24 protein-coding genes and 2 tRNA genes are annotated in these 26,785 nt (G+C 28.9%); 11 read left to right on the top strand and 15 right to left on the bottom strand.

Translation table 11 applies throughout. From position 1 onward, the window contains the following. Window positions 1-7 precede the first annotated feature (7 nt). On the bottom strand, window positions 8-868 hold the full coding sequence (locus tag ACN5J4_RS09585; RefSeq protein ID WP_418649778.1) for a flavin reductase family protein: 861 nt from the start codon (window positions 866-868) through the stop codon (window positions 8-10). A 77-nt stretch (window positions 869-945) separates the two neighbouring features. Between ACN5J4_RS09585 and ACN5J4_RS09580 the strand changes: the two genes are divergently transcribed. Next, window positions 946-2,094, top strand: coding sequence for a sensor histidine kinase (locus tag ACN5J4_RS09580; protein ID WP_418649777.1), 1,149 nt, complete (start codon window positions 946-948; stop codon window positions 2,092-2,094). A gap of 7 nt (window positions 2,095-2,101) precedes the next feature. Here the strand turns inward: ACN5J4_RS09580 and ACN5J4_RS09575 are convergent, their stop codons facing one another. Continuing rightward, window positions 2,102-2,494: an HIT family protein gene (locus ACN5J4_RS09575; protein WP_418649776.1), complete on the bottom strand. Its 393-nt coding sequence runs from the start codon at window positions 2,492-2,494 to the stop codon at window positions 2,102-2,104. A gap of 76 nt (window positions 2,495-2,570) precedes the next feature. Next, window positions 2,571-3,044: a transcription elongation factor GreA gene (gene greA, locus ACN5J4_RS09570; RefSeq protein ID WP_418649775.1), complete on the bottom strand. Its 474-nt coding sequence runs from the start codon at window positions 3,042-3,044 to the stop codon at window positions 2,571-2,573. Between the two features lie 109 nt (window positions 3,045-3,153). Here greA and ACN5J4_RS09565 point away from each other — a divergent pair, with 109 nt between their 5' ends. From ACN5J4_RS09565 to ACN5J4_RS09550, 4 genes are all read left to right on the top strand, one after another. Continuing rightward, a complete protein-coding gene (locus ACN5J4_RS09565; protein WP_418649774.1) occupies window positions 3,154-3,579 on the top strand; it encodes a hypothetical protein in 426 nt (141 codons plus the stop codon). Window positions 3,580-3,645: 66 nt separating this feature from the next. Continuing rightward, the gene (locus ACN5J4_RS09560; RefSeq protein ID WP_418649773.1) at window positions 3,646-4,803 is read left to right on the top strand and encodes a 5-(carboxyamino)imidazole ribonucleotide synthase; all 1,158 of its coding nucleotides are present in this window, start codon (window positions 3,646-3,648) and stop codon (window positions 4,801-4,803) included. Window positions 4,804-4,847: 44 nt separating this feature from the next. Then, complete coding sequence (purE, locus tag ACN5J4_RS09555) at window positions 4,848-5,327, top strand: 5-(carboxyamino)imidazole ribonucleotide mutase (protein WP_418649772.1); 480 nt, start codon at window positions 4,848-4,850, stop codon at window positions 5,325-5,327. A gap of 142 nt (window positions 5,328-5,469) precedes the next feature. Then, window positions 5,470-7,488, top strand: a complete 2,019-nt coding sequence (locus ACN5J4_RS09550) for a M3 family metallopeptidase (protein ID WP_418649771.1) — start codon at window positions 5,470-5,472, stop codon at window positions 7,486-7,488. A 72-nt stretch (window positions 7,489-7,560) separates the two neighbouring features. Here ACN5J4_RS09550 and ACN5J4_RS09545 read toward each other — a convergent pair whose 3' ends face one another. Then, window positions 7,561-8,796 carry a glycosyltransferase gene (locus tag ACN5J4_RS09545; protein ID WP_418649770.1) on the bottom strand — a complete coding sequence of 412 codons (1,236 nt, stop codon included), beginning with the start codon at window positions 8,794-8,796 and terminating at the stop codon, window positions 7,561-7,563. 174 nt (window positions 8,797-8,970) lie between these two features. On the opposite strand from ACN5J4_RS09545, the gene lpdA reads away from it, so the two are divergent. Further along, on the top strand, window positions 8,971-10,371 hold the full coding sequence (lpdA, locus tag ACN5J4_RS09540; RefSeq protein ID WP_418649769.1) for a dihydrolipoyl dehydrogenase: 1,401 nt from the start codon (window positions 8,971-8,973) through the stop codon (window positions 10,369-10,371). Between the two features lie 511 nt (window positions 10,372-10,882). Here the strand turns inward: lpdA and ACN5J4_RS09535 are convergent. The 7 genes from ACN5J4_RS09535 to ACN5J4_RS09505 form a co-directional block, all read right to left on the bottom strand. Further along, window positions 10,883-13,000: a peptidylprolyl isomerase gene (locus tag ACN5J4_RS09535; RefSeq protein WP_418649768.1), complete on the bottom strand. Its 2,118-nt coding sequence runs from the start codon at window positions 12,998-13,000 to the stop codon at window positions 10,883-10,885. A 114-nt stretch (window positions 13,001-13,114) separates the two neighbouring features. After that, complete coding sequence (locus ACN5J4_RS09530) at window positions 13,115-14,410, bottom strand: hemolysin family protein (RefSeq protein WP_418651163.1); 1,296 nt, start codon at window positions 14,408-14,410, stop codon at window positions 13,115-13,117. Window positions 14,411-14,412: 2 nt separating this feature from the next. After that, window positions 14,413-14,607, bottom strand: coding sequence for a hypothetical protein (locus tag ACN5J4_RS09525; RefSeq protein WP_418649767.1), 195 nt, complete (start codon window positions 14,605-14,607; stop codon window positions 14,413-14,415). Next, a complete protein-coding gene (gene lptC / locus ACN5J4_RS09520) occupies window positions 14,608-15,180 on the bottom strand; it encodes an LPS export ABC transporter periplasmic protein LptC (RefSeq protein ID WP_418649766.1) in 573 nt (190 codons plus the stop codon). It lies immediately after the preceding gene. Window positions 15,181-15,189: 9 nt separating this feature from the next. Then, complete coding sequence (locus ACN5J4_RS09515; RefSeq protein WP_418649765.1) at window positions 15,190-16,500, bottom strand: hypothetical protein; 1,311 nt, start codon at window positions 16,498-16,500, stop codon at window positions 15,190-15,192. Between the two features lie 14 nt (window positions 16,501-16,514). Beyond that, window positions 16,515-17,777, bottom strand: a complete 1,263-nt coding sequence (locus ACN5J4_RS09510; RefSeq protein WP_418649764.1) for a hypothetical protein — start codon at window positions 17,775-17,777, stop codon at window positions 16,515-16,517. After that, window positions 17,770-18,501 carry a type III pantothenate kinase gene (locus tag ACN5J4_RS09505; protein WP_418649763.1) on the bottom strand — a complete coding sequence of 244 codons (732 nt, stop codon included), beginning with the start codon at window positions 18,499-18,501 and terminating at the stop codon, window positions 17,770-17,772. Before ACN5J4_RS09505 ends, ACN5J4_RS09510 begins: the two co-directional genes overlap by 8 nt. Window positions 18,502-18,611: 110 nt before the next feature. Between ACN5J4_RS09505 and ACN5J4_RS09500 the strand changes: the two genes are divergently transcribed. The 3 genes from ACN5J4_RS09500 (at window position 18,612) to ACN5J4_RS09490 (ending at window position 20,130) form a co-directional block, all read left to right on the top strand. Further along, a tRNA-Phe gene (locus ACN5J4_RS09500) sits at window positions 18,612-18,684 on the top strand. A 60-nt stretch (window positions 18,685-18,744) separates the two neighbouring features. Beyond that, window positions 18,745-18,817: transfer RNA gene (locus ACN5J4_RS09495), tRNA-Phe, on the top strand. A gap of 833 nt (window positions 18,818-19,650) precedes the next feature. Continuing rightward, on the top strand, window positions 19,651-20,130 hold the full coding sequence (locus tag ACN5J4_RS09490) for a hypothetical protein (RefSeq protein ID WP_418649762.1): 480 nt from the start codon (window positions 19,651-19,653) through the stop codon (window positions 20,128-20,130). A gap of 65 nt (window positions 20,131-20,195) precedes the next feature. Here ACN5J4_RS09490 and ACN5J4_RS09485 read toward each other — a convergent pair whose 3' ends face one another. From ACN5J4_RS09485 to ACN5J4_RS09475, 3 genes are all read right to left on the bottom strand, one after another. Then, a complete protein-coding gene (locus tag ACN5J4_RS09485) occupies window positions 20,196-20,717 on the bottom strand; it encodes a gamma carbonic anhydrase family protein (RefSeq protein WP_418649761.1) in 522 nt (173 codons plus the stop codon). Between the two features lie 637 nt (window positions 20,718-21,354). Next, window positions 21,355-22,149, bottom strand: coding sequence for a glucosaminidase domain-containing protein (locus tag ACN5J4_RS09480; protein WP_418649760.1), 795 nt, complete (start codon window positions 22,147-22,149; stop codon window positions 21,355-21,357). Further along, window positions 22,149-23,105, bottom strand: a complete 957-nt coding sequence (locus ACN5J4_RS09475) for a 1-aminocyclopropane-1-carboxylate deaminase/D-cysteine desulfhydrase (RefSeq protein ID WP_418649759.1) — start codon at window positions 23,103-23,105, stop codon at window positions 22,149-22,151. Before ACN5J4_RS09475 ends, ACN5J4_RS09480 begins: the two co-directional genes overlap by 1 nt. A 135-nt stretch (window positions 23,106-23,240) precedes the next feature. Here ACN5J4_RS09475 and ACN5J4_RS09470 point away from each other — a divergent pair, with 135 nt between their 5' ends. Both ACN5J4_RS09470 and ACN5J4_RS09465 read left to right on the top strand, forming a co-directional pair. Beyond that, complete coding sequence (locus ACN5J4_RS09470) at window positions 23,241-23,897, top strand: spermidine synthase (protein ID WP_418649758.1); 657 nt, start codon at window positions 23,241-23,243, stop codon at window positions 23,895-23,897. Window positions 23,898-23,995: 98 nt separating this feature from the next. Then, window positions 23,996-24,763 (top strand): NYN domain-containing protein, encoded by a 768-nt coding sequence (locus ACN5J4_RS09465; RefSeq protein WP_418649757.1) that lies wholly within the window; start codon window positions 23,996-23,998, stop codon window positions 24,761-24,763. Between the two features lie 93 nt (window positions 24,764-24,856). Here ACN5J4_RS09465 and ACN5J4_RS09460 read toward each other — a convergent pair whose 3' ends face one another. After that, window positions 24,857-26,773 carry an ABC-F family ATP-binding cassette domain-containing protein gene (locus ACN5J4_RS09460; RefSeq protein WP_418649756.1) on the bottom strand — a complete coding sequence of 639 codons (1,917 nt, stop codon included), beginning with the start codon at window positions 26,771-26,773 and terminating at the stop codon, window positions 24,857-24,859. Between the last annotated feature and the right edge of the window lie 12 nt (window positions 26,774-26,785).

The following is a 26,785-nucleotide window of genomic DNA, read 5'->3' as shown; positions in this document are numbered from 1 at the left end:
TTCTTATCTATTTAATTAAAAGTACTTTCCAAGCACTTTCTACATCATTACTCTTTAAATATTCCTGTGCAAATGTATGTTTTTTTTCAATTGTAAGCGAAACATATTCTGGGTGTTCTTTGGCAAAGTTATTAACAGCTTCATCAGTTGGCAATTGCGCTACATTACCTAACATACCTAAATTATTGCCCGTTAAAACAGTACTATCTCTTACTACTCTTGGTATTTGATCTACACCAATACCTAAAGCTGAAATTGGTTTTGGTATTTCAAAAAAACCATCTCTTGCTCTCGAATAGTAACTTCCTCCTGCTCTAGCTACCACATCTATTTTATATTGATCTATACTACCATCTTCTGCTAATACATTTTCATTAATATGTAATTTTACCACTTCACAAATAATCAAATTACCTGCACCTCCTTCCGTTCCTGTATAAACTATATCAGTTACCTTACACTCAAACTGCACAGGTGATTCTGCTACCCTAAAAGGTTTAATTTTATCTGAAGCCAACATCGTAAAACCAGCTTTTTCAAACTCATTTACCCCTCTAGCATACATAGCACTACTTAATGACATTTGTTGTACCATATTATAATTAACTACATTAATTACAACTTCTTTTATTTGTTCTACATTTTCTAAAGTGTGCTTTTGGGTATTACCTCTTACACTTCTTGCTGGCGAAAAAATTAATACTGGCGGATTTGCACCAAAAACATTATAAAAACTAAAAGGCGATAAATTAGCATTTCCATCATTATCAATAGTACTGGCAAAAGCTATAGGCCTTGGTGCAACTGCACCCAACAAGTAACTATGCAATTTTGCTACAGGTAATTCTTTAGGATTTAACGACAACATATTATTTGTTTTTAGTGTAAATATACTACGGTTTAACAAATTAAGTTATTGTATATAATATAGTTTATATTTGACTAATGATATTTTTGAAAAACACATATTGGATAAAGCGAATAATTATTTTTATATCACTCTTACTCGTTTCGCTTATTTTATGGAACACATACATGTTTTTTCAAAAATTTAAAGAAGAAGAAAGAGGTAAAATTGAAATTTTTGCGGCTGCCTTTAAAGAACTTGCTTCAAATCCTGATTTAAACGAAAACACTAATTTAATTAACAAAGTATATCAAACTATTGAAGATATACCTACTATATTAGTTAATGATGATGGAAGCATTGACTTATCAAGAAACTTAGATATAACTAAATCTGAAAATCCTACATACCTTCAAGAACAACTAAAGGTTATGAAAGAACAAAATGACCCTATTATTATTGAATATTTTGGAACCACTCAATACTTTTATTATCGAAATTCAGATTTACTAAACAAACTTAAATACTACCCACTAACATTATTACTAATTTTAATACTTTTTTTAACCATTGTATATATGGTTTACAAATCAAGTAAAGTAGCTGAACAAAATAAACTTTGGACAGGTATGGCTAAAGAAACAGCGCATCAAATAGGTACACCTTTATCATCGTTATTAGGTTGGATTGCTATTTTAAGATCAGAAAATGTTAATGAGGAATACATTATTGAAATTGAAAAAGATGTTGACCGATTAAATATCATAGCCGATCGTTTTTCAAAAATTGGTTCTTTACCAAAATTAACAAAACATAATATTGTTTCAGAAACAGAAAAATCCTTTAATTACTTAAAATCAAGAAGTTCAAAACAAATTAATTTTTCTTTTTCTTCGGATAAAAAAAAACTTTTCACAAACTTAAATATAGAATTATATGGTTGGGTTATAGAAAATTTAATTAAAAATGCTATTGATGCCATGCAAGGAAAAGGTGATATCTCTTTAAATATTAAAAACACTCCTAAATATATAAAAATTACAGTTACCGACTCAGGTAAAGGAATTCAAAAATCAAACTTCAAACAAATATTCACTCCAGGATTTACTACAAAAAAACGTGGATGGGGCTTAGGTTTATCGCTATCAAAACGTATTATTGAAGATTACCATAAAGGTAGAATAGCTGTTCAAAAATCAGAAATAGGAAAAGGAACAACTTTTAAAATTTCTCTTATAAAAGTTTAAATATTGCCTACTTAAAATTACTAGATATACCTCTTGACAAAGCAATAAAATCATCACTTGATAATTTTACTTTTTCAATAAACTGAATATCTTCCATTGCGTTTAAAGGTATTAAATGCACATGTACATGTGGCACCTCTAATCCAATCACACTCATTCCAACACGTTTACAAGGAACAGTTTTTTCAATAGCTTTTGCCACTCGGTAAGAGAAATCCATTAATTTAATATATTCTTGTTTTGATAAGTCAAAAAGTTTGTTTTCTTCTTTTTTAGGCACTACTAAAGTATGTCCTTTTGCGTTAGGGTTAATATCTAAAAAAGCAATGAAATTTTCATCTTCAGCAATTTTATACGATGGAATTTCTCCTGTTATTATTTTAGTAAATATACTAGCCATGTTTTTTAAATTTAAGTATTGGTAACATAAAAAAAGCGTTACATATGCAACGCTTTTTTTAAAAATTTTTAAAATATTATCTAGAAATTTCTATAATTTCAAACTTCATAATACCTTTAGGCACATTAATCTCAGCAATATCACCTACTTTTTTACCTAACAATCCTTTACCTATTGGTGAGTTTACAGACAACTTACCGTTTCTAACATCTGTTTCTGAATCAGCAACCAAAGTGTAAGAAAATTCCATGTTGTTAGTAGTATTTTTTATTTTAACAACAGAATGTACCAATACTTTAGACATGTCTAACTGACTCTCATCAAGAATACGGGCACTTGCTATTACATTTTTAAGCTTTGCTATTTTAAACTCTAAATGCGACTGCTCTTCTTTAGCAGCATGATATTCTGCATTTTCACTTAAATCTCCTTTATCTCTTGCATCTGCAATTTCTTGTGTTACTCTAGGTCTTTCTACTTGTTCTAACTGAACTAATTCGTCCTTTAACTTTTTAAGTCCTTCAGGCGAATAATATGAAATATCACTCATAATTATATTAATTTAAAAATCTCATACCTATTAGGAATGAGATTACATTACAAATATACAAAATATTTGTAAATTCGTAGCGCTACAAATTTTAAGTCTATTTAAAAAAATGAAAAAAATATTTTATTTATTTAGTTTGATAATCATAATAGGCTGTACAGATAACATACCTATTAACGATTGTTTTAGAGGTATAGAAATGAATGCTATTATAGATTTAACACTGCCCGAATATCAAGGTTTGTTAGTACCAAACGGCAGTTCACAAAATATCATACAAGGACGTAATGTATTTATTTTTAGAACAGGAAATAACGGATATAAAGCCTTTGACCAACAATGCCCTGAAAAAACATGTGATGCTTTAATGGTTTTTGATGGAATTCATATTCAGGTTCCTTGTAATAAAGAATCATGCGACAATAAAAAATACAATCATTTACAAGGAGGCGCACCAATTGATAACCAAGGATGTGCTGCTTTAATGTATTTTGTAACTAAAATTAACGGTTCACAGTTAAGAATATCTCGTTAATTATATTTATACTATAGTTTAGATTGTTATTTTTGCAGTAACAACAACACATATAAAATATTTATCTTGAAAAATTATTTTTCTTCAAACTTTAAATTAGGCGTTCTCGGTGGCGGACAATTAGGTAGAATGTTACTTGCCGAAACACAAAAATTTGATATTTACACCCTTATTTTAGGTGATAACAACGAAGCTCCTTGCGCACAAATTTGTAATGAATTTCATCAAGGTGATTTATTCGATTTTGATACCGTTTATAACTTTGGTAAAAAAGTAGATGTATTAACCATTGAAATAGAAAATGTTAATATTGATGCGCTTGACAAATTAGAAGCTGAAGGTTTGACTATTTTTCCAAAGCCAGCTAATTTAAGAATCATTCAAAATAAAGCTCGTCAGAAAACTTTTTATAAAGAAAATCAAATTCCTACAGCTGATTTTTCTCATTTTACTTTTGTAGATGAGTTAAAACACTCGTATGAAAACAAACTGATTGAATTTCCTTTTGTTTGGAAAGCTGCACAATTTGGTTACGATGGTACTGGTGTAAAAGTGGTTCGTAATTATGATGATTTACAATCTTTACCTGAAGGAGAATGTATTGCTGAAAAATTAGTTCCTTTTAAAAATGAACTAGCTGTAATTGTTGCTAGAAATGCTGATGGCGATATCAAAACATATCCTGTAGTTGAAATGGAATTTCATCCAGAAGCAAATCAAGTTGAATATGTTATTTGCCCTGCAAGAATAGATGCATTAGTTGCTAAAAAAGCTCAAGAAATTGCTTTAAAAGTTGCTAAAACTTTAGACTTTGTCGGATTATTAGCTGTTGAAATGTTTCAAACTGAAGCTGATGAAATTTTAGTAAACGAAGTAGCTCCACGTACTCATAATTCTGGACATTATTCGATTGAAGCAAGTTATACCAATCAATTTGAACAACATTTACGTAGTATTTTAAATCTTCCTTTAGGAAATACCGCTAGTAAAGTTGCTGGAATTATGGTAAATTTAGTTGGCGAAGAAGGATATACAGGAAATGTTGTGTACGAAAACATGGATACAATTTTAAAAATTGATGGTGTTACACCTCATATTTACGGGAAAAAAACAACAAAGCCTTTTCGAAAAATGGGACACGTAACAATTGTTAATCAAGATATTGATATCGCCAGACAAGTTGCACAACAAGTAAAAGAAACGATTAGAGTTATTAGTAAATAATATTTGAATTAATTATTTAATTCAAAATAATAAAACATAAAATTATGGTAGGTATTATAATGGGAAGCGATTCTGATCTTCCAATCATGCAAGAAGCAATCGATATTTTAGAAAGCTTTGATATCAAAATAGAAGTAGATATTGTTTCTGCTCACAGAACTCCTGAAAAATTAGTTGATTATTCTAAAAATGCTCACAAACGTGGTATTCAAGTAATTATTGCAGGTGCAGGTGGAGCAGCTCATTTACCAGGAATGGTAGCATCTATGAGCCCGTTACCAATAATTGGAGTTCCTGTAAAAAGTAGAAACTCTATTGATGGATGGGATTCTGTTTTATCAATATTACAAATGCCAGGAGGCGTACCAGTTGCAACCGTAGCTTTAGATGGTGCTAAAAATGCAGGTATTTTAGCAGCTCAAATTATTGGTGCTTCTGATGCTAAAATTTTAGATAAAATTATTGCCTACAAAGAAGAATTAAAAATTAAAGTTGAAAAGGCATCTGAAAGAGTTCGTAAATAAAAAGTAAATATTAATAAATATTAAACCTCACCAATTTTAAAAATTGGTGAGGTTTTTTTGTTAAGTACTTTTTTTAAAACTTATTTACTACAAGTAATTTCGTTATTTTTACTTTTTATTCATTTTAAAACGCACTTATTTAATGAATCCTTTATTACAAGATTTTAAAACACCTCCTTTTTCTCAAATAGAAGAAAAACACTATAAACCAGCTATTGAAAAAGCAATCGAATTAGCAAAAGAAGAAATTAATACTATTGTTGAAAATACGGAAATTCCATCATTTGAAAATACCACCGTTGCTTTAGATTTTGCTGGAGAAAAATTAAATAGAATTACCTCAATTTTTTTCAACTTAAATTCTGCTGAAACTAATGATGAAATTCAAAAAATAGCAAAAGATATTTCACCTTTATTAAGTGAATTCAGAAATGATATAACCTTAAATCAGGCTCTTTTTAATAAAGTTAAAAGTGTTTATCAAACTAAAGAATCTTTAAATTTAACACCAGAGCAAACTACTTTATTAGATAAACAATACAAAAGTTTTGCTAGAAATGGTGCTAATTTAAACAATGCTGATAAAACTGAATTACGTAAAATTGATGCAGAATTATCAAAATTATCATTACAATTTGGTGAAAATGTGTTAGCAGAAACCAATGCTTTTGAAATGCACTTGACTGATGAAAATGATTTATCAGGATTACCAGAAAGTGTAAAAGAAGCAGCAAAAGAAATTGCTAAATCAAAAGAAAAAAAAGGTTGGATTTTTACATTAGACTACCCGAGTTACATTCCTTTTATTACCTATGCTGATAATAGAGAATTGCGTAAAAAATTCGCTATTTCAGCTGGTAAAAAAGCCTTTCAGGATAACAAATACAATAATGAACAAATTGTTTTAGATATTGTAAATCTTCGTTATAAAAGAGCTAATTTATTAGGTTATAAAACCCATGCTCATTTTGTTTTAGAAGAACGAATGGCGGAAAATCCTGAAAAAGTTTTATCATTCTCTAATGATTTATTAGAAAAAGCAAAACCTGCTGCAAAACGTGAGTTTGATACTTTAGAAGCCTACGCTAAAAAATTAGACGGTATCGACCAACTTCAAAAATGGGATGGCGCTTATTATTCTGAAAAATTAAAGAAAGAACTTTTTTCTTTAGATCAAGAATTATTGAAGCCATACTTTAAATTGGAAAATGTAATTGATGGTGCTTTTGAAATCGCCAATAGATTATTCGATTTAAAATTTGAAGAAATTACATCAATAGATAAATATCACGAAGATGTTAAAACATATAATGTTACCGATACTGACGGAAACTTTATATCACATTTTTATGCTGATTTTCATCCTAGAAAAGGAAAAAGAAACGGAGCTTGGATGACTTCTTATAAATCGCAATATGTTAAAAATGGCGTTAACGAGCGTCCGCAGGTTTCTATTGTTTGTAATTTTACCAAGCCAACCGAAACAAAACCTTCTTTGTTAACTTTTAACGAGGTTACAACTTTATTTCATGAATTTGGACACGCACTTCACGGAATGTTAGCAAACACAACTTATACCAGTTTATCAGGAACTTCGGTTTCTTGGGATTTTGTAGAATTGCCAAGTCAGGTTTTAGAAAATTGGTGTTACGAAAAAGAAGCTTTAGAGTTATTTGCAAAGCATTATGAAACTGGTGAAACAATTCCGATGGAATATGTTGAGAAAATTAAAGAATCGGCAAGTTTTCACGAAGGAATGCAAACATTACGTCAATTAAGTTTTGGATTATTAGACATGCAATGGCATGGTAACAAATCGCCAGAAACAATTAAATCAGTAAAAGAATTTGAAAATAATGCTTTTGCTGACACACAACTATATCCTGAAGTTGCTGAAAATTGTATGAGCACGGCTTTTTCTCATATTTTTCAAGGAGGATATTCTTCTGGATATTATTCATATAAATGGGCAGAAGTTTTAGATGCCGATGCTTTTGAATATTTCTTAGAAAAAGGAATTTTTAACAAAGAAGTAGCTACTAAATTTAAAGAAAATGTACTTTCAAAAGGTGGAACAGAAAAACCTATGGAATTGTACAAACGCTTCCGCGGAAAAGAACCAGAACCTGATGCACTTTTAAAACGTGCTGGATTACTATAAATTTTAAAAAACCTTTCGAATTAAATCGAAAGGTTTTTTTATCATATTAAAATTACTAAACAGTTTATAAAACTAAACCTTATTTTTAGCTTCAATCCACTTACTCATATATTTTGTAGCTTGCATCATTTGATGCTGTAACAAACTTCCAAGGAAATTTTGTGTACGATGTTCATCTAAATTTTCTTGGATTTTTTTTAGCTGATTTATAAAAGGAGCTGCTATTTTTTCTTTATCGTAAATATTATTGATAATTGCTATTCCGTTTTTTTGTAATTTTTTCCACAGATTTTCATCAGAATAAATAGCTACTGCTTTGTTAGCAAATTCATTGAAATCATCTTCAATAAAACCATTCCAATTCAGATTATCGTGCATTCCTTCTGATCCAATATTTGTGGTAACACTTGGCGTTCCGCAAATCATTGCTTCAGTTAATTTCCCTTTTATTCCTGCTCCAAAACGTATCGGAGCTAAAACAACTTTTGCATTTTTTACAACTTCCATCGCATCCGTAGCAAAACCTTTTACTAAAAATCCATCTTTTTTATTATGTAATTGATTTATTTGTTGCGTTGCATACGCTCCATAAATATGAATTTCGGCTTTTGGAATTTGTTTTCGAATCAATTGCCAAACTTCATTTTTTAATTGTAAAACAGCATCAACATTTGGAGCGTGAAAAAAGTTTCCGATAAATATAAAATGTGATCGCTCATCAAAAAATTTCCAATTATCAACTGTTTTACTATCAATTTTATCTAATAAAAAAGGCAAGTGATACAGTAAATTTACATCAATTTTAAAAATATTTTTAAGTAATTCCATTTCATAAATAGAAATAATCAAACTCAAATCACATCTTAAAATTGAGGCAATTTCTCGTTTTGAATCGACAGATTTTAATAAAGCATTCGTAGAAAAATTTTGACCTTTTTTTAATTGATGATGACGAGTTTTACGTAAAAAATGTAAATCTTCGGTATCTAAAATACGTAATGCATCAGGACAATTTTCTGCAACACGCCAACCAAATTGTTCTTCCATCATAAAACGGTCAAACAATACAATAGCAGGATTTAGGTTTTTGATAAAGTCATCAAAAGAAGCAGAGTTTAATTCAATTGATATTTCATTTACCTCAATTTCTGATAAATTAAATGCTTTTTCGCCTTTTTGTGCTGGTGAAGCAAAGGTTATTTTGTAATTATTATTTTTAAATAATTCAATTAATTGTAACATTCTACTTCCTGCAGCAGATGATTTTGGTTCTACCCAAACATAGCCAATAATTAAAAGTTGCTTCATAAGAGTTCAAAGTTAGCATAATTAATGTTATTTTTTGGTAAAAAGTAATCGAATACATACTTCAAAAAATCAACTTTTATGTGTAATTTTGCAGTTATTAGTCATAAAAACAAAATATAAACTGATAAAACAGTATAGTTTATCAGGTATACATAAATAATAAAAATACGACTTATGAAATACGATTTAATCGTTATTGGTTCTGGTCCTGGTGGATATATTGCTGCCATTAGAGCCGCACAATTAGGCTCTAAAGTAGCTATTATCGAAAAATACTCAACTTTAGGTGGTACCTGTTTAAATGTAGGATGTATTCCTTCTAAAGCTTTATTAGATTCTTCTCATCACTATTATGATGCAGTAAATCATTTTGATGAGCATGGAATTACGGTAGAAAAGCCATCTTTCGATTTTGGAAAAATGGTAGATCGTAAAGCTAAAATTGTAGAAACTACAACTGGCGGAATTAAATACTTAATGGACAAAAATCAAATTACTGTTCATGAAGGTTTAGGTTCTTTTGAAAATGCTACACATGTAAAAATTACTAAAAATGATGGTACTTCTGAAATTATTGAAGGTACTAATATTATTATTGCTACAGGTTCTAAACCTAGCACATTACCTTTTATCAAATTAGATAAAGAACGTGTTATTACTTCAACAGAAGCTTTAAAATTAAAAGAAGTGCCTAAGCACTTATTAGTTATTGGTGGTGGAGTTATTGGATTAGAATTAGGTTCAGTTTACAAGCGTTTAGGTGCTGATGTAACAGTAATTGAATATGCGCCAAAAATTACACCTACTATGGATGCTGATGTTTCTAAAGAACTTACTAAAGTTTTAAAGAAACAAGGTATGAAAATTAACGCTAACCATGGTGTTACTTCTGTTGAAAGAAACGGTGATGAAGTTATTGTAAAAGCTACAAATAAAAAAGGAGAAGAAGTTACTTTTACTGGTGATTACTGTTTAGTTGCAGTTGGTCGTAAGGCATTTACACAAGGCTTAGGCTTAGAAAAAGCTGGTGTAAAACTTACCGATAGAGGAATGGTTGATGTAAATGACCATTTACAAACAAGTGTTTCTAATATTTACGCTATTGGTGATGTTGTTCGTGGAGCAATGTTAGCGCATAAAGCAGAAGAAGAAGGTGTTGTTGTTGCTGAATTCTTAGCAGGGCAAAAACCTCATATTGATTATAATTTAATTCCTGGTATTGTATATACTTGGCCAGAAGTTGCGGCTGTTGGTAAAACAGAACAAGAATTAAAAGACGCTAATGTTGCTTACAAAATTGGTAAATTTTCTATGCGTGCTTTAGGACGTTCTAGAGCCAGTGGAGATTTAGACGGTTTTGTAAAAGTTTTAGCTGATAAAAATACTGATGAAATTTTAGGAGTTCATATGGTTGGTGCACGTGTTGCCGATTTAATTATGGAAGCTGCCGTTGCTATGGAATTTAGAGCCTCTGCTGAAGATTTAGCTAGAATATGTCATGGGCACCCAACATATTCAGAAGCTATTAAAGAAGCTGCTAAAGGAGCATGGGATGGTAAACCTTTAAATGCATAAAAGCATTTAATATTATATTATCAAAAAAAAGCAACCTCATTCGAGGTTGCTTTTTTTTGATGCTAATTATTATATAATAGTATCAAATTTAATTTTAATTATTATTTTTTATGAATTACACAACAATAAATATAAAAAATTACATTTAACATATATAATTACTCTTATCTATATAAAATAGAATTTAAAAGGAAAATGAATAGCTAAAGTTATTAGAAAAAGCTATTAATGAAGGTCTTGAAATTCAAATGAACCATAGATATAGTCAAGAAATAAAACCTAACGAAAAATGGTTTGATTATAAAAAACATAGAAAAATTATATGGTTGGATATATACTAGAAAAAACATTCTAAAAAGATAAACTTAATTATCCATTGTTTTAATAAAAAAGAACTTTATGAATTACAAAAGGAAGGTTTTAATATTGTAAATAATTCGTATAAATTTAGCATAAAAAAAACCGAACTATGTTATAGTTCGGTTTTTTTTATGCTAAATTTATAAAATTCCTATATTCCGTAAAAAGAACTCATGTTGTCTTTAATATTAGAAGCATTTTTGATAGCTTCATACATTTGGAAAGTTTTATTTTTTCTTTCATTTATTAAACGCCTTCTATACGAATCATAATTTGGTAAAGCTGTTGGTAAACTTTTAGTAGTTACTTCAAAAGAAAATACTCCTTTATCCCCTACTACATTTTTAACAACAGTTTGTTCTTTAGCGTTTAACATTGCTCCAACTACTTTAGGTTCATTACCAACACCTGAAATTGTAGGCGATTGTAAATTTACATCTGTAACTGTCTTAACAGTTAAACCTACAGACTTTGAAATTTCATCTAAAGTTGTTCCACTAATTTTAGCTTTAATAAGCTTTGCTTTTTTCTCATTACTTAAAATAGGACGTACTTTTAATGTTGCTTTTTCAACAGGCATTAATCCTTTTACTGTTTTACCTGTTAAAACAGCTACTACATAACCTCCTTCAATATCAAAACGCTTAGAACTACCTTTTTCTACTTCTTTATCAAAAGCCCATGTAATAATATCTCTTTCCTCTCCTATACCTGATACTGTTTCGTCTAAAGCTTTTAAACCAACAGCTGATTGAGAAGTGACTTTTTTATCTTTTACTACCTCTTCAAAATTTTTCCCATTAGCTAATGCTAAAGCAAATGTTTCTGCAGTTTGAAAAACTGCATTCTCAGTGACTTCAGAAGCTTCAATCTTACGCCCAAATGTTGCTAATTGTAAAGCTTGTTGAAAATTCTTTTGTCCATCAATTTTAATTACATGAAAGCCGAATTGAGATTTAACAACCCCTATGTCACCTTTTTTTCCTTCAAAAACAAAATCTCTAAAAGAAGGTACCATTCTGTTATATTCAAACCAGTCATAAAACCCACCTTTATCTGCAGAACCTTTATCACTTGAAAATTGTTTTGCTAAATCGGTAAATTTAGATTTACTACCTTTAACAACTGCCAATAAACTATCTGCAGTTTTCTTTGCTTCCTCTTCTGTTTGAGTTACGGTAGTATCAGCACTTGATGCTCCTACAAAAGGAATTAAAATATGACTTGCCTGAGCTGAATCTGGTAATTGAATTACTTTTGTTATTTTAGATAACTTAAAATAATCAGCGTCTTTATAAGGTCCAAAAACTTCTCCTTGATTACCTTTAAAAATAGCTTCTGCAATTACTTGTGGTACTTGAGACTTAAATTTATAATTAGTATCTAAAGGAATATCAGAGTCATTCTCTGACAAAAACGCATCATAATCTGTAGTGTTTTTAAGTCCTTTTACAGATATGTTTGTTTGAGTTATAGAATCATCAATTAACTTAGCAACCTGTAATTTAATGGCTTCTTCATCTTCTGGTGTTGGTTTAATATCAAATTTAACAAAATTAATATCTCTTGATGCATCTACTTGAAAGTCTTGTGAATGCTTAGTTATATAATTTTTAATATCGCTTTCTTTAACAATAGCTAAATCATCAGCAATTGATGTATATGGAACATATACATATTTACTTGTAACCTTGGTATTTTCCATTAAGTATTGCGCTTCTCCTTCTTTTAAAGACGCTCCTAAACCAGCAGCTACAAGATTATCATATGCAGTTTTTTCAAGGTTATCTTTTAATGAAGACATATAATTTTGCCAATTTCTCCAGTCAGCTCCGTTTTCTTCTTTAATAGTTGCTAAAAATTGCTTTAACTTATTTTTATCAAAAATGTTAGACGTTTGAAACCTTTCATCATTTAATATAAACTCTGCTTCATACAACTTATTCATTATATCAGCATCTCCAACAGTAATACCTGCTTCTTCTAACTGAGTTTTATAAATTCGTTGTCTTATTAAGTTACCCCAAACAGTTTTAGCAGCTTGCATTTCAGAAACATTACTACCGGCTCGTGTTTTATATGCATCTAAAGCTTCTGCAAATTCTTGGCGAGATATGGTTTCTCCGTTTACTTCACCAATTTCATTTACTTTACTTGCACTAAAAAAATCTGATATTGTAGAAGGGTCTAATACAAAAGCAAAAAGTGCTAAACCTATTACAAGAATTAAGAACATTGAGCGTTCTCTAATTTTCGATAAAATTGCCATACGTTATTTATTTTATTAACAGTGAGCGAAAATACAATTTCATTGTAAACAATGCAATGTTTTTTAACGCTGTTTTTCAAGTAAGTATAATACTTTGTAGGCTTTCATATATTTTTACTCTTCTTTATCTATAACTTTTAAATAAAGAGTATCAATTTTAGTTGCACTTACTTTTAAAATTTTTATGTAAAATTTTTCTATATGTAATACCTCTTCTTGCTCTGGTATTGTCTCTGTATGATCTATAATAAAACCTCCTAAAGTTTCGTACGCTTCCTCTTTAGGTATATTTAAATCGTATTCTTCATTTAAATAATCAACTTCTAACCGGGCAGAAAAATTAAACTCATCTTCGTTAATTTTTTCTTCTAATAATTCCTGACTATCATGCTCATCTTCAATTTCACCAAATAACTCTTCAACAACATCCTCTACTGTGATAATTCCTGAAGTACCTCCATATTCATCAACAACTACAGCAATACTTTTTCTTTTTTTCATTAAACTATTTAAAACATCATTGATAATCATTGATTCCGGCACAAACTCTACAGGTAATAATATAGACTTGATAGATGTTGGATTTTTAAATAATTCAAAAGCACTAACATAACCTAAAATATCATCTAAAGAATTTTTATAAACCAATATCTTAGATAAGCCTGAAGCAATAAATATCTCCTTTAAGTTATTTACGGTTTCATGTATTTCAATAGCCATTATTTCTGTTCGAGGCACCATTATTTCACGGGCTTTTACCTTATGAAAAACTAGTGCATTTTGAAAAATTTGAATTTCAGAATCTATAGCATCTTCATCTCCTCTACCACCATCTAACTGCTCTAAAATATAATTTCCTAATTCCTCTTTACTAAACTCTGTTTTAGTTTCATTTTCTTTTATTCTAAAAAAAATATACAGAAAAAAATTTGAAATTTTTGTTATAACCCAAGTAATTATATAAAATAACAAATAGAAAAAAAATGCAGGCACCACAAAAAACTTAAGCATTTCATTGGCATAAATTCTAAAAATTGTTTTGGGTAAAAACTCAGCTGTTACTAAAATAATTAGTGTTGATATTATTGTTTGCGTTAATAAACTTAAATCATCTAACAAATAATTTATAAATATAACATTGGTAGGTAATGCTGTTTGAAACCAATTCATTAATAATGCACCCATAAAATAACTGTAAATTACCAATGCAACGTTATTACCTACTAACATAGTGGTAATAAAATTTGATGACTTTTCAGTAAGTATTGCTAATATTTTAGGTAAATATCCCTCTCTCTTTTTTTCTAGCTCAATGTGTAATTTATTAGCTGACACAAAAGCTATTTCCATACCTGAAAAAAAGGCTGAAAATAATATAGAGATTAAAATTATAATGATTTCATAATTCATCATTATTGTTTGTTTCGTTTGTTAACTTTTTTTCTAAAGTAACGCTTTAGTAAGAATACTAAAGTAATAAAAATACCAAACCCAAACAGAATTAAAGCTTCTTGTTTATCTGAATTCCATTTTAACACCCCTTCGATAAAAAAAAGTGTTCCAATAATTAAATATCCATACTGTAAATATTTCCAAAGTGTATTCATCTATATTGATTTTTGATCTGCTTGAAGATTTCCTGTAATATCTTTAGCTATCCATTTTGTTAAATTTTCCTTTGATTCAAAACCAAAACCATTGATAGTATCTTTTAACGTTGTTAATCTAAAACCGTCCTCAGTAAAAAAGTAATGTTCGTTTTGATCCCAAAACAACTGATTGGTTTCTAACTTTGTTTGTGCTTCATGATTTACAATAACCACATTCCCTTGAATTTCTGAAACATTTGTTTTACTATAGCTTATTGCATAGCTTCCACTAATAGTAGTTGAATCTTTTGTAGCCTTATCAATTGAAACAATTTTAATACCTTTAGGAAACTCGATATATGGATGCTGTTTACGATTAGAAAAATCATAAAAAATGGGTGCTTTTGTTTTCGACGTAATTTTTCCTGAATCTTTTTTTATATGATAAATATTTTTAGCAATTCCTATAGGCATATTTTTATCCGCTAAAAAATCTCTGACTTCTTTTTTAGAGTTTACGCATGAAAAAAACATTGCTACCAAAAAAATGATAGCAATGCTTTTGTATTTATTTATAAAGTATGTTTTCATACTATTTTATTAAGGAATACGAACAGTTTCTCCAATCCAACATCCAATTCTATGAGATCCACCTGAAGCAACTCCTTTTTGAAAAACTAACTTTTTTGACGGCACATTTTTCTTATAACTAGCTATATATCTACCCGCTCCACAACCTGGATCAACTTTACTTGCCTTTACAGCTTTATTTAAAGCTGCTACGTAAACCATTCTTTTTTCAAACTCATCACTACCGCAAGAGTTTGCACTACTTTGATATAAACTAGCAATAAACAAATAAGCTTTTCCCATATTTGGATTATACTTTAAAGCTTCATAAGCTAAAGATCTAGCTCTACTACCACTAGTGCTTTGAGCTTCTCTTAACTTATACTTTGCTTTTTTAAACGGATCTGTTTCTAAATCAAATGCCTTTTGCTTCATTTCTGCAGCACCACTTTTGTCTCCATTTTTAACTAAAACACCTGCTAAAAAATTATAAGCATCAGCTGACTGTGTTGCCTCAGCATATGCATTAGCTAATTTTTCAAATAAAGGATCTGTTTGACACCCCTTATTATACATTCTTGAAACAGCTCTTTTTAACCAAACTCCATCAGTTTTTTTAACTTCAAAATCTCTAGTATATATAGGTATCAATCGTTCACATGTTGCTATTTTAGAAATCATTGCATCTAAACCTCCTTCTACTTGACCTAAAGAAGTTGAATTAATGGTGTAGGCTCTTAAATTTCTTTTTTCTCTTGCTCCAATGGTGCCTAAAGAATCTTTCTCTTGTAATTTAACTAACTTCTTATTATAATCTTCTAGTTTTTCTTCAACAGATTCCATTACGTCATCATATGTATCAAAAACTTTTTGAGGATCTGAATCTTTGTTTTTATCTGCAATTGCTTCAAAATATCTAAAAATATTTTTCACCCCCATATCTTTAGGTGAAATATCATATGCTTTTTTCAATATTACAAAAACCTCATCATTTGTAGCTAATTCATTATCTAACAAATAGCTAGCGTAATCACTATGAGCCTTAGCCGCTCCTTTGTCTGGAAAATTCAATAATCTTGCTTCATATATACTTTTTGCTAATACTGGATCTTTTAACCCTTCTGCAACGTTAGCTCCATATTTATAAATGTTAACTGATAATTTTGGACAGTTAGCTAACAAATAATCTAAATTTACTTTAGCTGCCGCATACTTACCTGTTTTAGCATCTCCTTTAAAAAGATTATACTTAATGTTACATTCTTGACTTGCTTGTGCTTTAACACCAGTTAGGGCTACAAACAAAAATAACCCTGTTACTAAATACGTAATTTTTTTCATCCTCTTGTTGTTTTTTAATCTATTTTTCTCTTGTTAAACCATTTAAGACTATTTAATGATAAACTCAGTCTAACGTTAAAATACTCTTCTTTTATTAAATTATTGCTGGTTGTTCCTTTTTGACCATATTCAAATCCAATATTAATATTAGATAATTCTCTTGGTAATGGTAACCCTAATCCAACATTTATGCCAAAGTCTTTTATTTCTGTAAAATCATTATTAGTAGCTATTAATAAACCTGTGTCTTCAAATCGCAAACCAGCTCTATAAGTTACCCTATCCCAATAACTTGAAATTGAATTCATTTTAGGTATATAATATCCACCTACAGAAAGCCTACTTGAATCATCATATTTATAGCTGCTTATATTTGAAATTAAAGAACTACTACTACTTAAAGCACTTTGAAATTGTTGATTTATTCCTATGTACCATTTATTTTGTTTTCCTAAACCAAAACCAAAAACACTTTTTACAGGAATAGTTACATCTCCGTTTATATTATTCGATAGTTCTTGTTTAACATCTAGTTCTCCATTACTTGCTGAAAAGGTAAAAATTCTTTCAGTTCCTTTAGTAGATAAATCACTTCTTAAAACAAATGATGCTCCTGAATAAAACTGTAATTTATTATTAAATTCCGTTTTGTACTGTGCTCCTATTTTAAACAGCCCCCCCCTTACACTTACATCTTCTTCACTTTTTATAACTCTTGAATTTCCTATTCGTTGGTTTATAATACTATTTTCTAAATTACCAAAAATATAACCTGCTTCTAACCCTATTGAAAAACCTTTAAGTAAATACATACCATAACTAGCATATATTTTACTGGTACCCCCTTCTCCTTTGTATACAGAAACTTCATCAGCATTATAATCATTTAATAAAGAATAACCAACTGATGAAAAAGGACGTAAACCCACAGAAAAACCTGCATTTTTACCTAAAGGAAAACCTAAAGAAATATATCGCAAGTTGGTTATCTTATCAGACTGAGACACTTTAGCTTCCTTAAATTTATAAAAAGTTAAACTACCTCCAATGGTATAAGTTGAAGCCCCCAAATCAGCATTAGCTGCTGGATTTAAAAAATTTAAATGATAGGTATCTTTTAAAGCAACTCCAATACCTCCCATAGACGCTTGCTCTACGGTTACAGCTTTATATTGTTCTCCTATTCCAAAATAAGAATAAGGTGAGGCACTATTCTTCTGTGCTGTAATTGTTATTGTGCTAAGTAGTAGCATTACTAATATTAATCTCTTAATCATTCTTTAAATTATATATCAAAACAGTATGTAATCCTTCCAAAACAAAATTTGGATGAGCAAATATGCCACTTTTTAATTGTTTAGCCAAGAAATATGTGTCACCTCCTGTTAAAACAACTGTTAAATCTCCGAACTTTTTTTGATACTGATAAATAACTCCTTTAATTTCATTACAAATACCATTTAAAACACCTGAATGGATCGATGTATTTGTATCTGTTCCTATAAAATTAAAATCATCATTTATTTCTAATAAAGGTAGTTTAGATGTAAAAGTATGCAGTGCTTTATACCTCATTTCTATTCCTAAAGAGATAGCTCCTCCTATATATTTTTTATCTTTATTAATAAAATCAAAAGTAATACAAGTACCTGCATCAATGACTAGCACATTTTTTCTCGGATAAGTAACTGCTGCTGCTGCTGCTAATGCTATTCTATCAACCCCTAATGTTTTAGGCGTTTTGTAATGATTTACAAAAGGTACCTTTGTTTCTGAATTTAAAAAAACAGGGTTTAGTAACTTTTTTATTTCTGCTACGGTATTTTTTGAAATAGTAGCTACTGAAGCGATAATAGAAGCTGAAACAGAATAGTTTGAAATTATTTTTTTTAATTCTATAACAAGTTTATCTTTCTCAAAAACAAACACACAAACAACCCTACCTCCTTCAAAAACAGCACATTTAACTCTTGTATTACCTATATCAATAACCAAATTCATCTCTTATAAATATTAGAATTCAAATTTACGTTAGTTTTTTTTAACAAAAACATTTTGATAAACTAAAAAAGGATTGTATATTTGCACCCGCTAAACGAAAGTAGCAAACTGGTGCCTTAGCTCAGTTGGTAGAGCAAAGGACTGAAAATCCTTGTGTCCCTGGTTCGATTCCTGGAGGCACCACAATAAATTTATAACTTTAAATAGATAAATTTATTTGTTACTTTTAAAAAAGCAATTTCCGGTGCCTTAGCTCAGTTGGTAGAGCAAAGGACTGAAAATCCTTGTGTCCCTGGTTCGATTCCTGGAGGCACCACCGTAAAAACCTGAACATTTGTTCAGGTTTTTTTGTTTAAAAAAATATTCAGATTATGACTAAAAGTTGTGATTCGGCAAATATTTTTCATCAATTTAATCAGTAAGAACTCTATATTTATTGCCCCTCTAAATTGTAATTGTGTCCTAAAAACTTTTACATTAAGCTTAAAAAATTCTGCTAATGCATTTGCTTTTCTATTATCAAAATAATTGAGTATAAATTGATAATTTAAACTGTTGGAATTTGACACTATATTGAAAACCCTAAAGTCTGAATTTTCTACTTCTTTAAATCATTTAACAATCAGCTTCTTTAAATTAGCTATTTCTAAAGCAATCTCTTTAATTTTATTACGTTGTCAGTTAGAAATTTCAAGAAGTTCACTTACAACTTATCTATATTTAGTTACTTCAATAATAGTAATGATACTTTCTAGCTTACCTTTAGCTTTTTATTAGTAATAATGGCATGTAATTCTTCTTTAGATATGTCTACTTTATCCGTAGAAAATTTAAACCCAGTATTTCAAGAAACAGTAGTTAGTCCTTAGCATCCGATTTTAAAAATTTTTATAATAGGATGGAATGGCTTATATTTTATAACATCAAAATGTGCAACTAGTAGCTCAGGTAGCAAAACTCTCCATAAATATATATAGAAAACTAAATCTGTTTTTTTTTAGTAATATAATATGTATTTTAACTCAATCACAAATTTTGGTATTAATCCGAAAAACACTTAATTAATATTAAATAAATGTTAATTTCATTTTAAAAATTAAACTTTTTAAAAAACCTATAGTCATAGATATATAATAAAAACTTATAACCATGAAAAAAATAATAATAGTATTAGTTTTAGCTCTTAGTTTTACTTTAACAACTCAAGCTCAAAAAGAAATAAGAAATAATTTACAAAAACTTAGTACAGAACAACAAACTGAACTAGAAGTTAAAAAATTAACTTTAAAATTAGATCTAAGTATATCACAACAAAAACAAATTACTCCTTTATTAGCTGAAAAAATTCAAAAAAGAAAAAAAAGATATGAAAAACGAAAAGCTATACGAGGAAGTGAAAAAAAAAGAGAAGAATTATCTGCTAACGAAATATTTAATAAGAAAAAAGAGTACTTAGATGATCAAATTTATTTTAATACTGAAATGAAACGTATTTTAGACAAACAACAATATGATCGATTTCAAAAAATAAGTAACAGAAAAACACACAAGACTAAAAAAAAAGGGACAGACTGCATGTATAAAGAAAATAAAAAAGAATCTAGAAGAAGAAGTAATAGAGGTGTTTAAAAAGAATAAAAAATCGTTAAATAATTTTTAAAAGCTCAATACTCAAAAAATATTGGGCTTTCATTTTACTCCTTTTCTTTAAACCAAGTTGAGTATTCTACGTAATTATTAGCTATTCTATTAATTTCTCCAAAAATAAGTTTTTTTGAAATATCTTTTACCTTTTTTGCAGGCACCCCTGCATAAATACTTCCACTTTCTATTCGAGTATTTTTAGTTACCACAGCACCTGCTGCTATAATAGAGTTTGATTCTACCACGCAATCATCCATAATTATACTTCCCATACCTATTAAAACATTATCATGAATAGTACAACCGTGCACAATTGCATTATGCCCTACAGAGACGTTGTTACCAATTATGGTAGGTGATTTTTGATATGTTGCATGAATTATAGCTCCGTCTTGAATGTTTACCTTATCACCTATTTTAATAAAGTGTACGTCTCCTCTAATTACAGCATTAAACCAAACGCTACACTCTTTTCCTATTTCCACATCGCCAACAATAGTCGCATTTTCTGCAACATAACAATCCGCAGAAATTTTAGGAGATTTTCCATTTATCTTTTTTATAATTTTCACTTATTTATTTTATTTAAAATTATAAACTTACTTTTTTTTATATTTCGTCACTAAAATTAAAGTTACTTCAAAAAATGCTCTTTTAAAATAATACAACATACAATAAATTTATTTTACAAAAAAACACCCTCTATCTCTATAATTATATTGATAATTTCTTTCGCCTAAAGATTTCTAATCTATCATATTGGTTACAAAACCATTTCCTTAAAAATATTCCCTCTTTTTTTGATACTCACTCAAACATTCATAGTTATCTTTCTTTTCTACAATATATTGCATTATCTAACAACACATCGTAATAGACGATGTCTTGTAAATCTACCATCTAATTAACTGTAATAATTCTTATTTACTACAAAATTTACACTTTATACTCATAATAATCTAAAACAAAAAAAAGAGGCTTTTATTCTTCTCACCATTTTTAATATTCTATTATTTAAACTGTACTCAACAAAAAACAGCTCACAAATTAATGTAGAGTAGTTTTTATTATTACGTAGTCAGTACTCAAATACCTTCTAGTAATATCACACTAAATGAAATAATAGCATTTTATAACACTATAGTTTATCCTAACTAAACAGTTATCTAAAACAAATAGAAGCAAGAACTTGTAGTCAGTTATAATATTTTAATTAACTACTAATTCTTCTCCAATACTAATAGTATTATCAGCTAGTTTATTCTTTTTTTTCAATTCGCTTACTGATAGCTGATATTTTCTAGCTATAGAGTACAAGGTATCCCCTTTCTCTACTCTATGATATTCAGCTTTAATACCAGACTTTGTTACAATAGCTTTTTTAAACTTAATTCTATCATAACTATCTAAATTATATTTTTCAATAATTGATATTAATTTTTGTGGATATCGTTTATCTGTAGCATAGCCAGCACGTCTTAACCCATAAGCCCAACCTTTATAATTTGTATGTCCTAACTTAAATAAGCTAGCATAACGTTTTCTCGAAGTCAAAAACAACGAATGATCTTCATATGACGTTTGTGGATACTTATACTTTCTAAAACACTCTCCTTTTGCGTCATCATCATGAGTTACACTTTTACCTTCCCAACCCTTATGACATTTAATTCCGAAATGATTATTTGATCTAATTGCTAAAGGACTACGCCCGCTGCCAGATTCTAATACTCCTTGTGCTAAAGTTATACTTGCAGGAATATTATGTTCATACATTTTTTTTACTGCAATTGGCGCAAATTTTTGAATATATGCTTCAGTATGATTTGAACTGGTTTTTAAAGGCTTATTTATTTGCTCTAATTGAGGTATCTCAAGAGCTACTTCTTCTTTTTCTTGAAGAATTACTTTTTTTCGACTTTTTGTAACTATATTTTTGCTAGATCCACAACTAATTAAAAAAGCAGAACATATTACGGTATAAAAAATTATTTTTACTTTCATTAAACGTTTATTAACTCTTGATTTTTATTTTTTAATTTCTGATTAACTCCCGAAATCCCCTGTAATCCACCTGTATGAATTACTAAAATTTTAGTATTAACTATAAACTGATTATTCTTTATCATCTCTATAATTCCAAACAACATTTTAGCTGTATAAATCGGATCTAATAAAACAGTTGTTTGCTCTTTAAATAAATTTATAAACCGAACTAATTGTTGATTATACTTACCATAACCTCCAAAATGATAGTCCGTTTGTAAATACCAATTATTTTGTTTATTTACTAATTGCTCAATTTCCCTTTGTAAAAAATCACCTTTCAAAGCAGGAAAACCTATTACTTTTTGATGTTTTTTTGCTGAATTTATTAATCCTGCAATCGTTCCTCCTGTTCCTATTGCACTACAAATATAATTGAATTTATTATCTTGTTCTCCTAATATTTCTTCACAACCTTTAATTGCTAAATTGTTAGTTCCTCCCTCAGGGATTAAATAAAAATCACCAAACTCTTTTTTTAATCCTTCTATAAATTCTTTGGATGCTTTATTTCGATAGATTTCTCTTGAAACAAACTTAAACTTCATCCCATTTTGATGTGCTTCTTTTAAACTTAAGTTTTTCACTAATGTTTTTTCAAAGTTTTTACCTAACTCATTACCTCGAATAATACCAATAGTTTTAAAACCTGCTAAATTTCCAGCCACAGCAGTGGCAACAATATGATTAGAAAATGCACCTCCAAAAGTTAACAAAGTTTTTTTTTGCTGATTTTTAGCTTCGTAAACATTATACTTTAATTTTCTAAACTTATTTCCTGAAACAAAAGGATGAATTTGATCTTCTCGTTTGATAAATAATTCAATATTTTTTTGCTCTAAGACAGGCAAAAAAAGCTGTTGGTTTTCACTTATAAAAATCTGCTGAAACAAAAATTCGTTATTATTATTCAATGCTACTTTTTTTTTTGCTAAAATACTAGAAATATATTTTAATTAACCTCAACTCTATCGCTGATTTCCTAACCAAAAACACGAACTTAGACGCTGCTTATATTATGATTGTTAAAACACTTAAAGTTAATACTTATGATAAAAAAATTAAGGAGCTTTATTTGGCCTCAAACTACAAAAATAGCCACTGATTTTAACGGAACACTAGAACTAACATGGATTAATGGAAAAAAAGTGTTAGATAGTAAAAATGCCAACTATTCCTATGGAAATTTACAAAAAATACTTGAAAAAGGAATTTCTAAAATTGATCTAAAAAAAGTAGATTCAATATTATTATTAGGTTTAGGAGGTGGAAGTATCATTACATCTTTAATTAAAAAGTTTAATTATGAAGGAAAAATTGATGCTGTAGAAATTGATAAAAAGATAATTGACATTGCTAAAAATGAATTTAATCTTTTAGATTTTAAAAACTTAAAAATTATACATACCGATGCTTTTAATTTCGTAAAAAACCTCAATCCTCAGTATAATTTAATTATTGTTGATGTATTTATTGATCAAAACGTACCTTTATTATTTCTTACAGAAGAGTTTTGCTGTAACTTATCAAAAAAAACAGCTCCCAAGGGTTGTATTTTATATAATATTGGCATTAATTTGAATAAAAAAGATAAGCAATATCAAATTGTTCAATATTTTGAAAAATCACTTAATTTTAAAGTAAACTTATTTGAAAATATACTAGATACAAACACCTTAATGATTGCCAATAAAACAAATAGCTGAAAATTAAATAGAAGTTTCAAACTTGATTTTTTAACAAAAAAAACGAACTTAGCTATGTATGCTAATTTTATTAAAAAATCTAAATATCAACAAAATAAATGGAAAATAAATTTAACATCGCAGTACTTATAGATGGAGATAATGCACAACCTAAATTGTTAAAGGAAATTATTGAAGAAGTATCTAAGTATGGAAAAGCAACTATCCGAAGAATTTATGGAGACTGGACTACTCCGCAAATGAATAGTTGGAAAACAATTATTAATCAACATTCTATCAGTCCTATCCAAAAATTTTCATATACTACTGGTAAAAATTCTACAGACGGTTCGTTAATTATTGATGCAATGGATATCTTACACGGAAAAAACACTGAAGGTTTTTGCATTGTTTCTAGCGACAGCGACTATACGGGGCTTGCTAAACGAATTAGAGAAGAAGGACTTTTTGTTATGGGTATTGGTGAAAAAAAAACACCTGAAGCATTTGTAAGATCTTGTGAAGTTTTTACGTTTACCGAGAATTTAAAAATAGAACAAAATGAAACTGAAGATTTTAGTGAAAAAATAAAAGAAAAATTATCAAAACAAAACAATACCTCTAAAATAAAAGAAAATATTAAAAAAGTTCAACTATCTAAAGAAGATTTAAAAACAATTGATAAAGCTTTTGATATTTCAACAAATGAAGAAGAGAATGCTTATATTTCTACATTAGGCTTAAATATTAGAAAAATTGACCCAAGTTTTGACCCTCGAAGTTACGGCTTTAAAAATCTTACTAGACTTTTTGAAAACATTGATAAATACGAAGTTATTAAAAATGAAGTTGGTGGATTGAATCATCCACTGTTGCGAATTAGGTAAAATATTTATTCTCTTTAATAAAAAACTACTTACTAAAATCATTTAAAAACTTTTGTAAGTAGTTTTTTTATCAAAAAAAGATAAAAATTAGATTTAAAAACTAGAAACCTGTTCTTCTATTTTTTCCCAATCAGCCATTAAAGTGTTTAATGTTGCTTTTTTAGCTTTATATTTTTCAAAGAAATTAGGACGAGTAGAAACTTCTTCATAATTATTTGCTAATTCTAAATCTATTTTAGCAATTTCACTTTCTAAATCAGCAATATCTTTCTCTGTTTTAGATAACTTATTTTTAAGTTTTTTTAACTCTTTTTCTTGCTCTCTAGATAATTGATGTGCCTCTTTTTTAGCTGTTGGTTTTTCAACTTTAACAACAGTTCGTTTTTCAGCCTCTCTAAGATTTTCCATCTTATGCTGGTCTAAGAAGTAATCAATATCTCCTAAATATTCTTTAATTACTTTATCTTTAAATCCGTAAACAGTTGATGTTAATCCTTGTAAAAAATCTCTATCATGAGACACAACAATTAATGTTCCATCAAAGTTTTTAAGAGCCGTTTTTAGTACCGTTTTAGAAGCTATATCCAGGTGGTTTGTTGGCTCATCCATTACCAATACATTAAATGGTGATAATAACAATTTACATAATGCTAATCGGTTACGCTCCCCTCCTGATAATACTTTTGCTTTTTTATCAACAGCATCTCCACCAAATAAAAAAGACCCTAACATATCTCTAACACGTAATCTATTTGTATCAGAAGCAGCATCTTCCATAATCTCTAAAACAGTTTTTTCTGGTGGCAATTCTTCTGATTGATTTTGCGCAAAATATCCTATTTCAACATTATGCCCTAATTTTAGATTACCTATAAACGGAATTTCTCCAACCATCATTTTTGCTAAAGTAGATTTCCCTTGTCCGTTTTGCCCAACAAAAGCAATTTTACTGTTACGCTCAATCATTAAATCAACGTCTTGTAAAACATGCTTATCACCATAACTTTTACATAAACCTTCAGCTTCAACAATCATCCTACCTGGTTCTTTAGATATATTAAAACGAACATTCATTGCCGCATTATCATCTCCATCGACCTCAATAAGTTCTACTTTATCTAATTGCTTCATTAGCGATTGTGCCATAGAAGCCTTACTTGCTTTTGCCTTAAATTTATTGATTAAGTGTTGCTTTTGCTTAATCTCTTTTTCTTGATTTTTTTGAGCCTGTAACTGTTTTTCTTTAATTTCTGCTCTTAGCACTAAAAATTCAGAATATGGTTTTTTATAATCGTAAATCTGTCCTAATGAAATTTCAATAGTTCTATTTGTTACGTTATCTAAAAACATTTTATCATGCGAAACTAATACAATAGCTCCAGAATAAGACCTTAAGAAGTTTTCTAACCAAATAATAGACTCTATATCTAAGTGGTTTGTTGGCTCATCTAGTAGTAAAATATCGTTGTCTTGCAATAATAATTTTGCTAGCTCTATTCGCATTCTCCATCCTCCAGAAAATGTACTCGTTAGTTTATCGAAATCTTCGCGTTGAAAACCTAAGCCCTGTAAAATTTTCTCAGTATCACCTTGATAATTATAACCACCTAAAAGCTCATAGCGCTCAGTTAAATCAGTTAAATCAATAATTAGTTGACTATATCCTTCACTTTCATAATCAGTTCTAGTGGCTAGTTTATTATTGATATCATCTAGCTTTAACTCAATTTCTTTAATTTCTTCAAAAGCTTGGTATGCTTCCTCTAAAATTGTTCTACCTTCTACAAAATCTATATCTTGACGTAAAAACCCCATACGTATATCTTTATCAAAGGCCATAGTACCTCCACTGGTTTCAATATCTTTGGATAATACTTTTAATAGTGTAGACTTTCCTGCCCCATTTTTACCTATCAATCCAATTTTATCTCCTTTATTTAACTTAAAAGTGATCCCTGAAAACAAATCAGACCCCATAAAAGAAACCGATAAATTGTGTACGTTTAACATATATTTTTGCGT

The sequence above is a fragment of the Tenacibaculum aestuariivivum genome, from assembly GCF_964507685.1.
Classification (GTDB): Bacteria; Bacteroidota; Bacteroidia; order Flavobacteriales; family Flavobacteriaceae; genus Polaribacter; species Polaribacter aestuariivivum.
The sequence above is the reverse complement of the archived record's forward strand: the minus strand, read 5'-3'. Positions and strand labels throughout refer to the sequence as shown.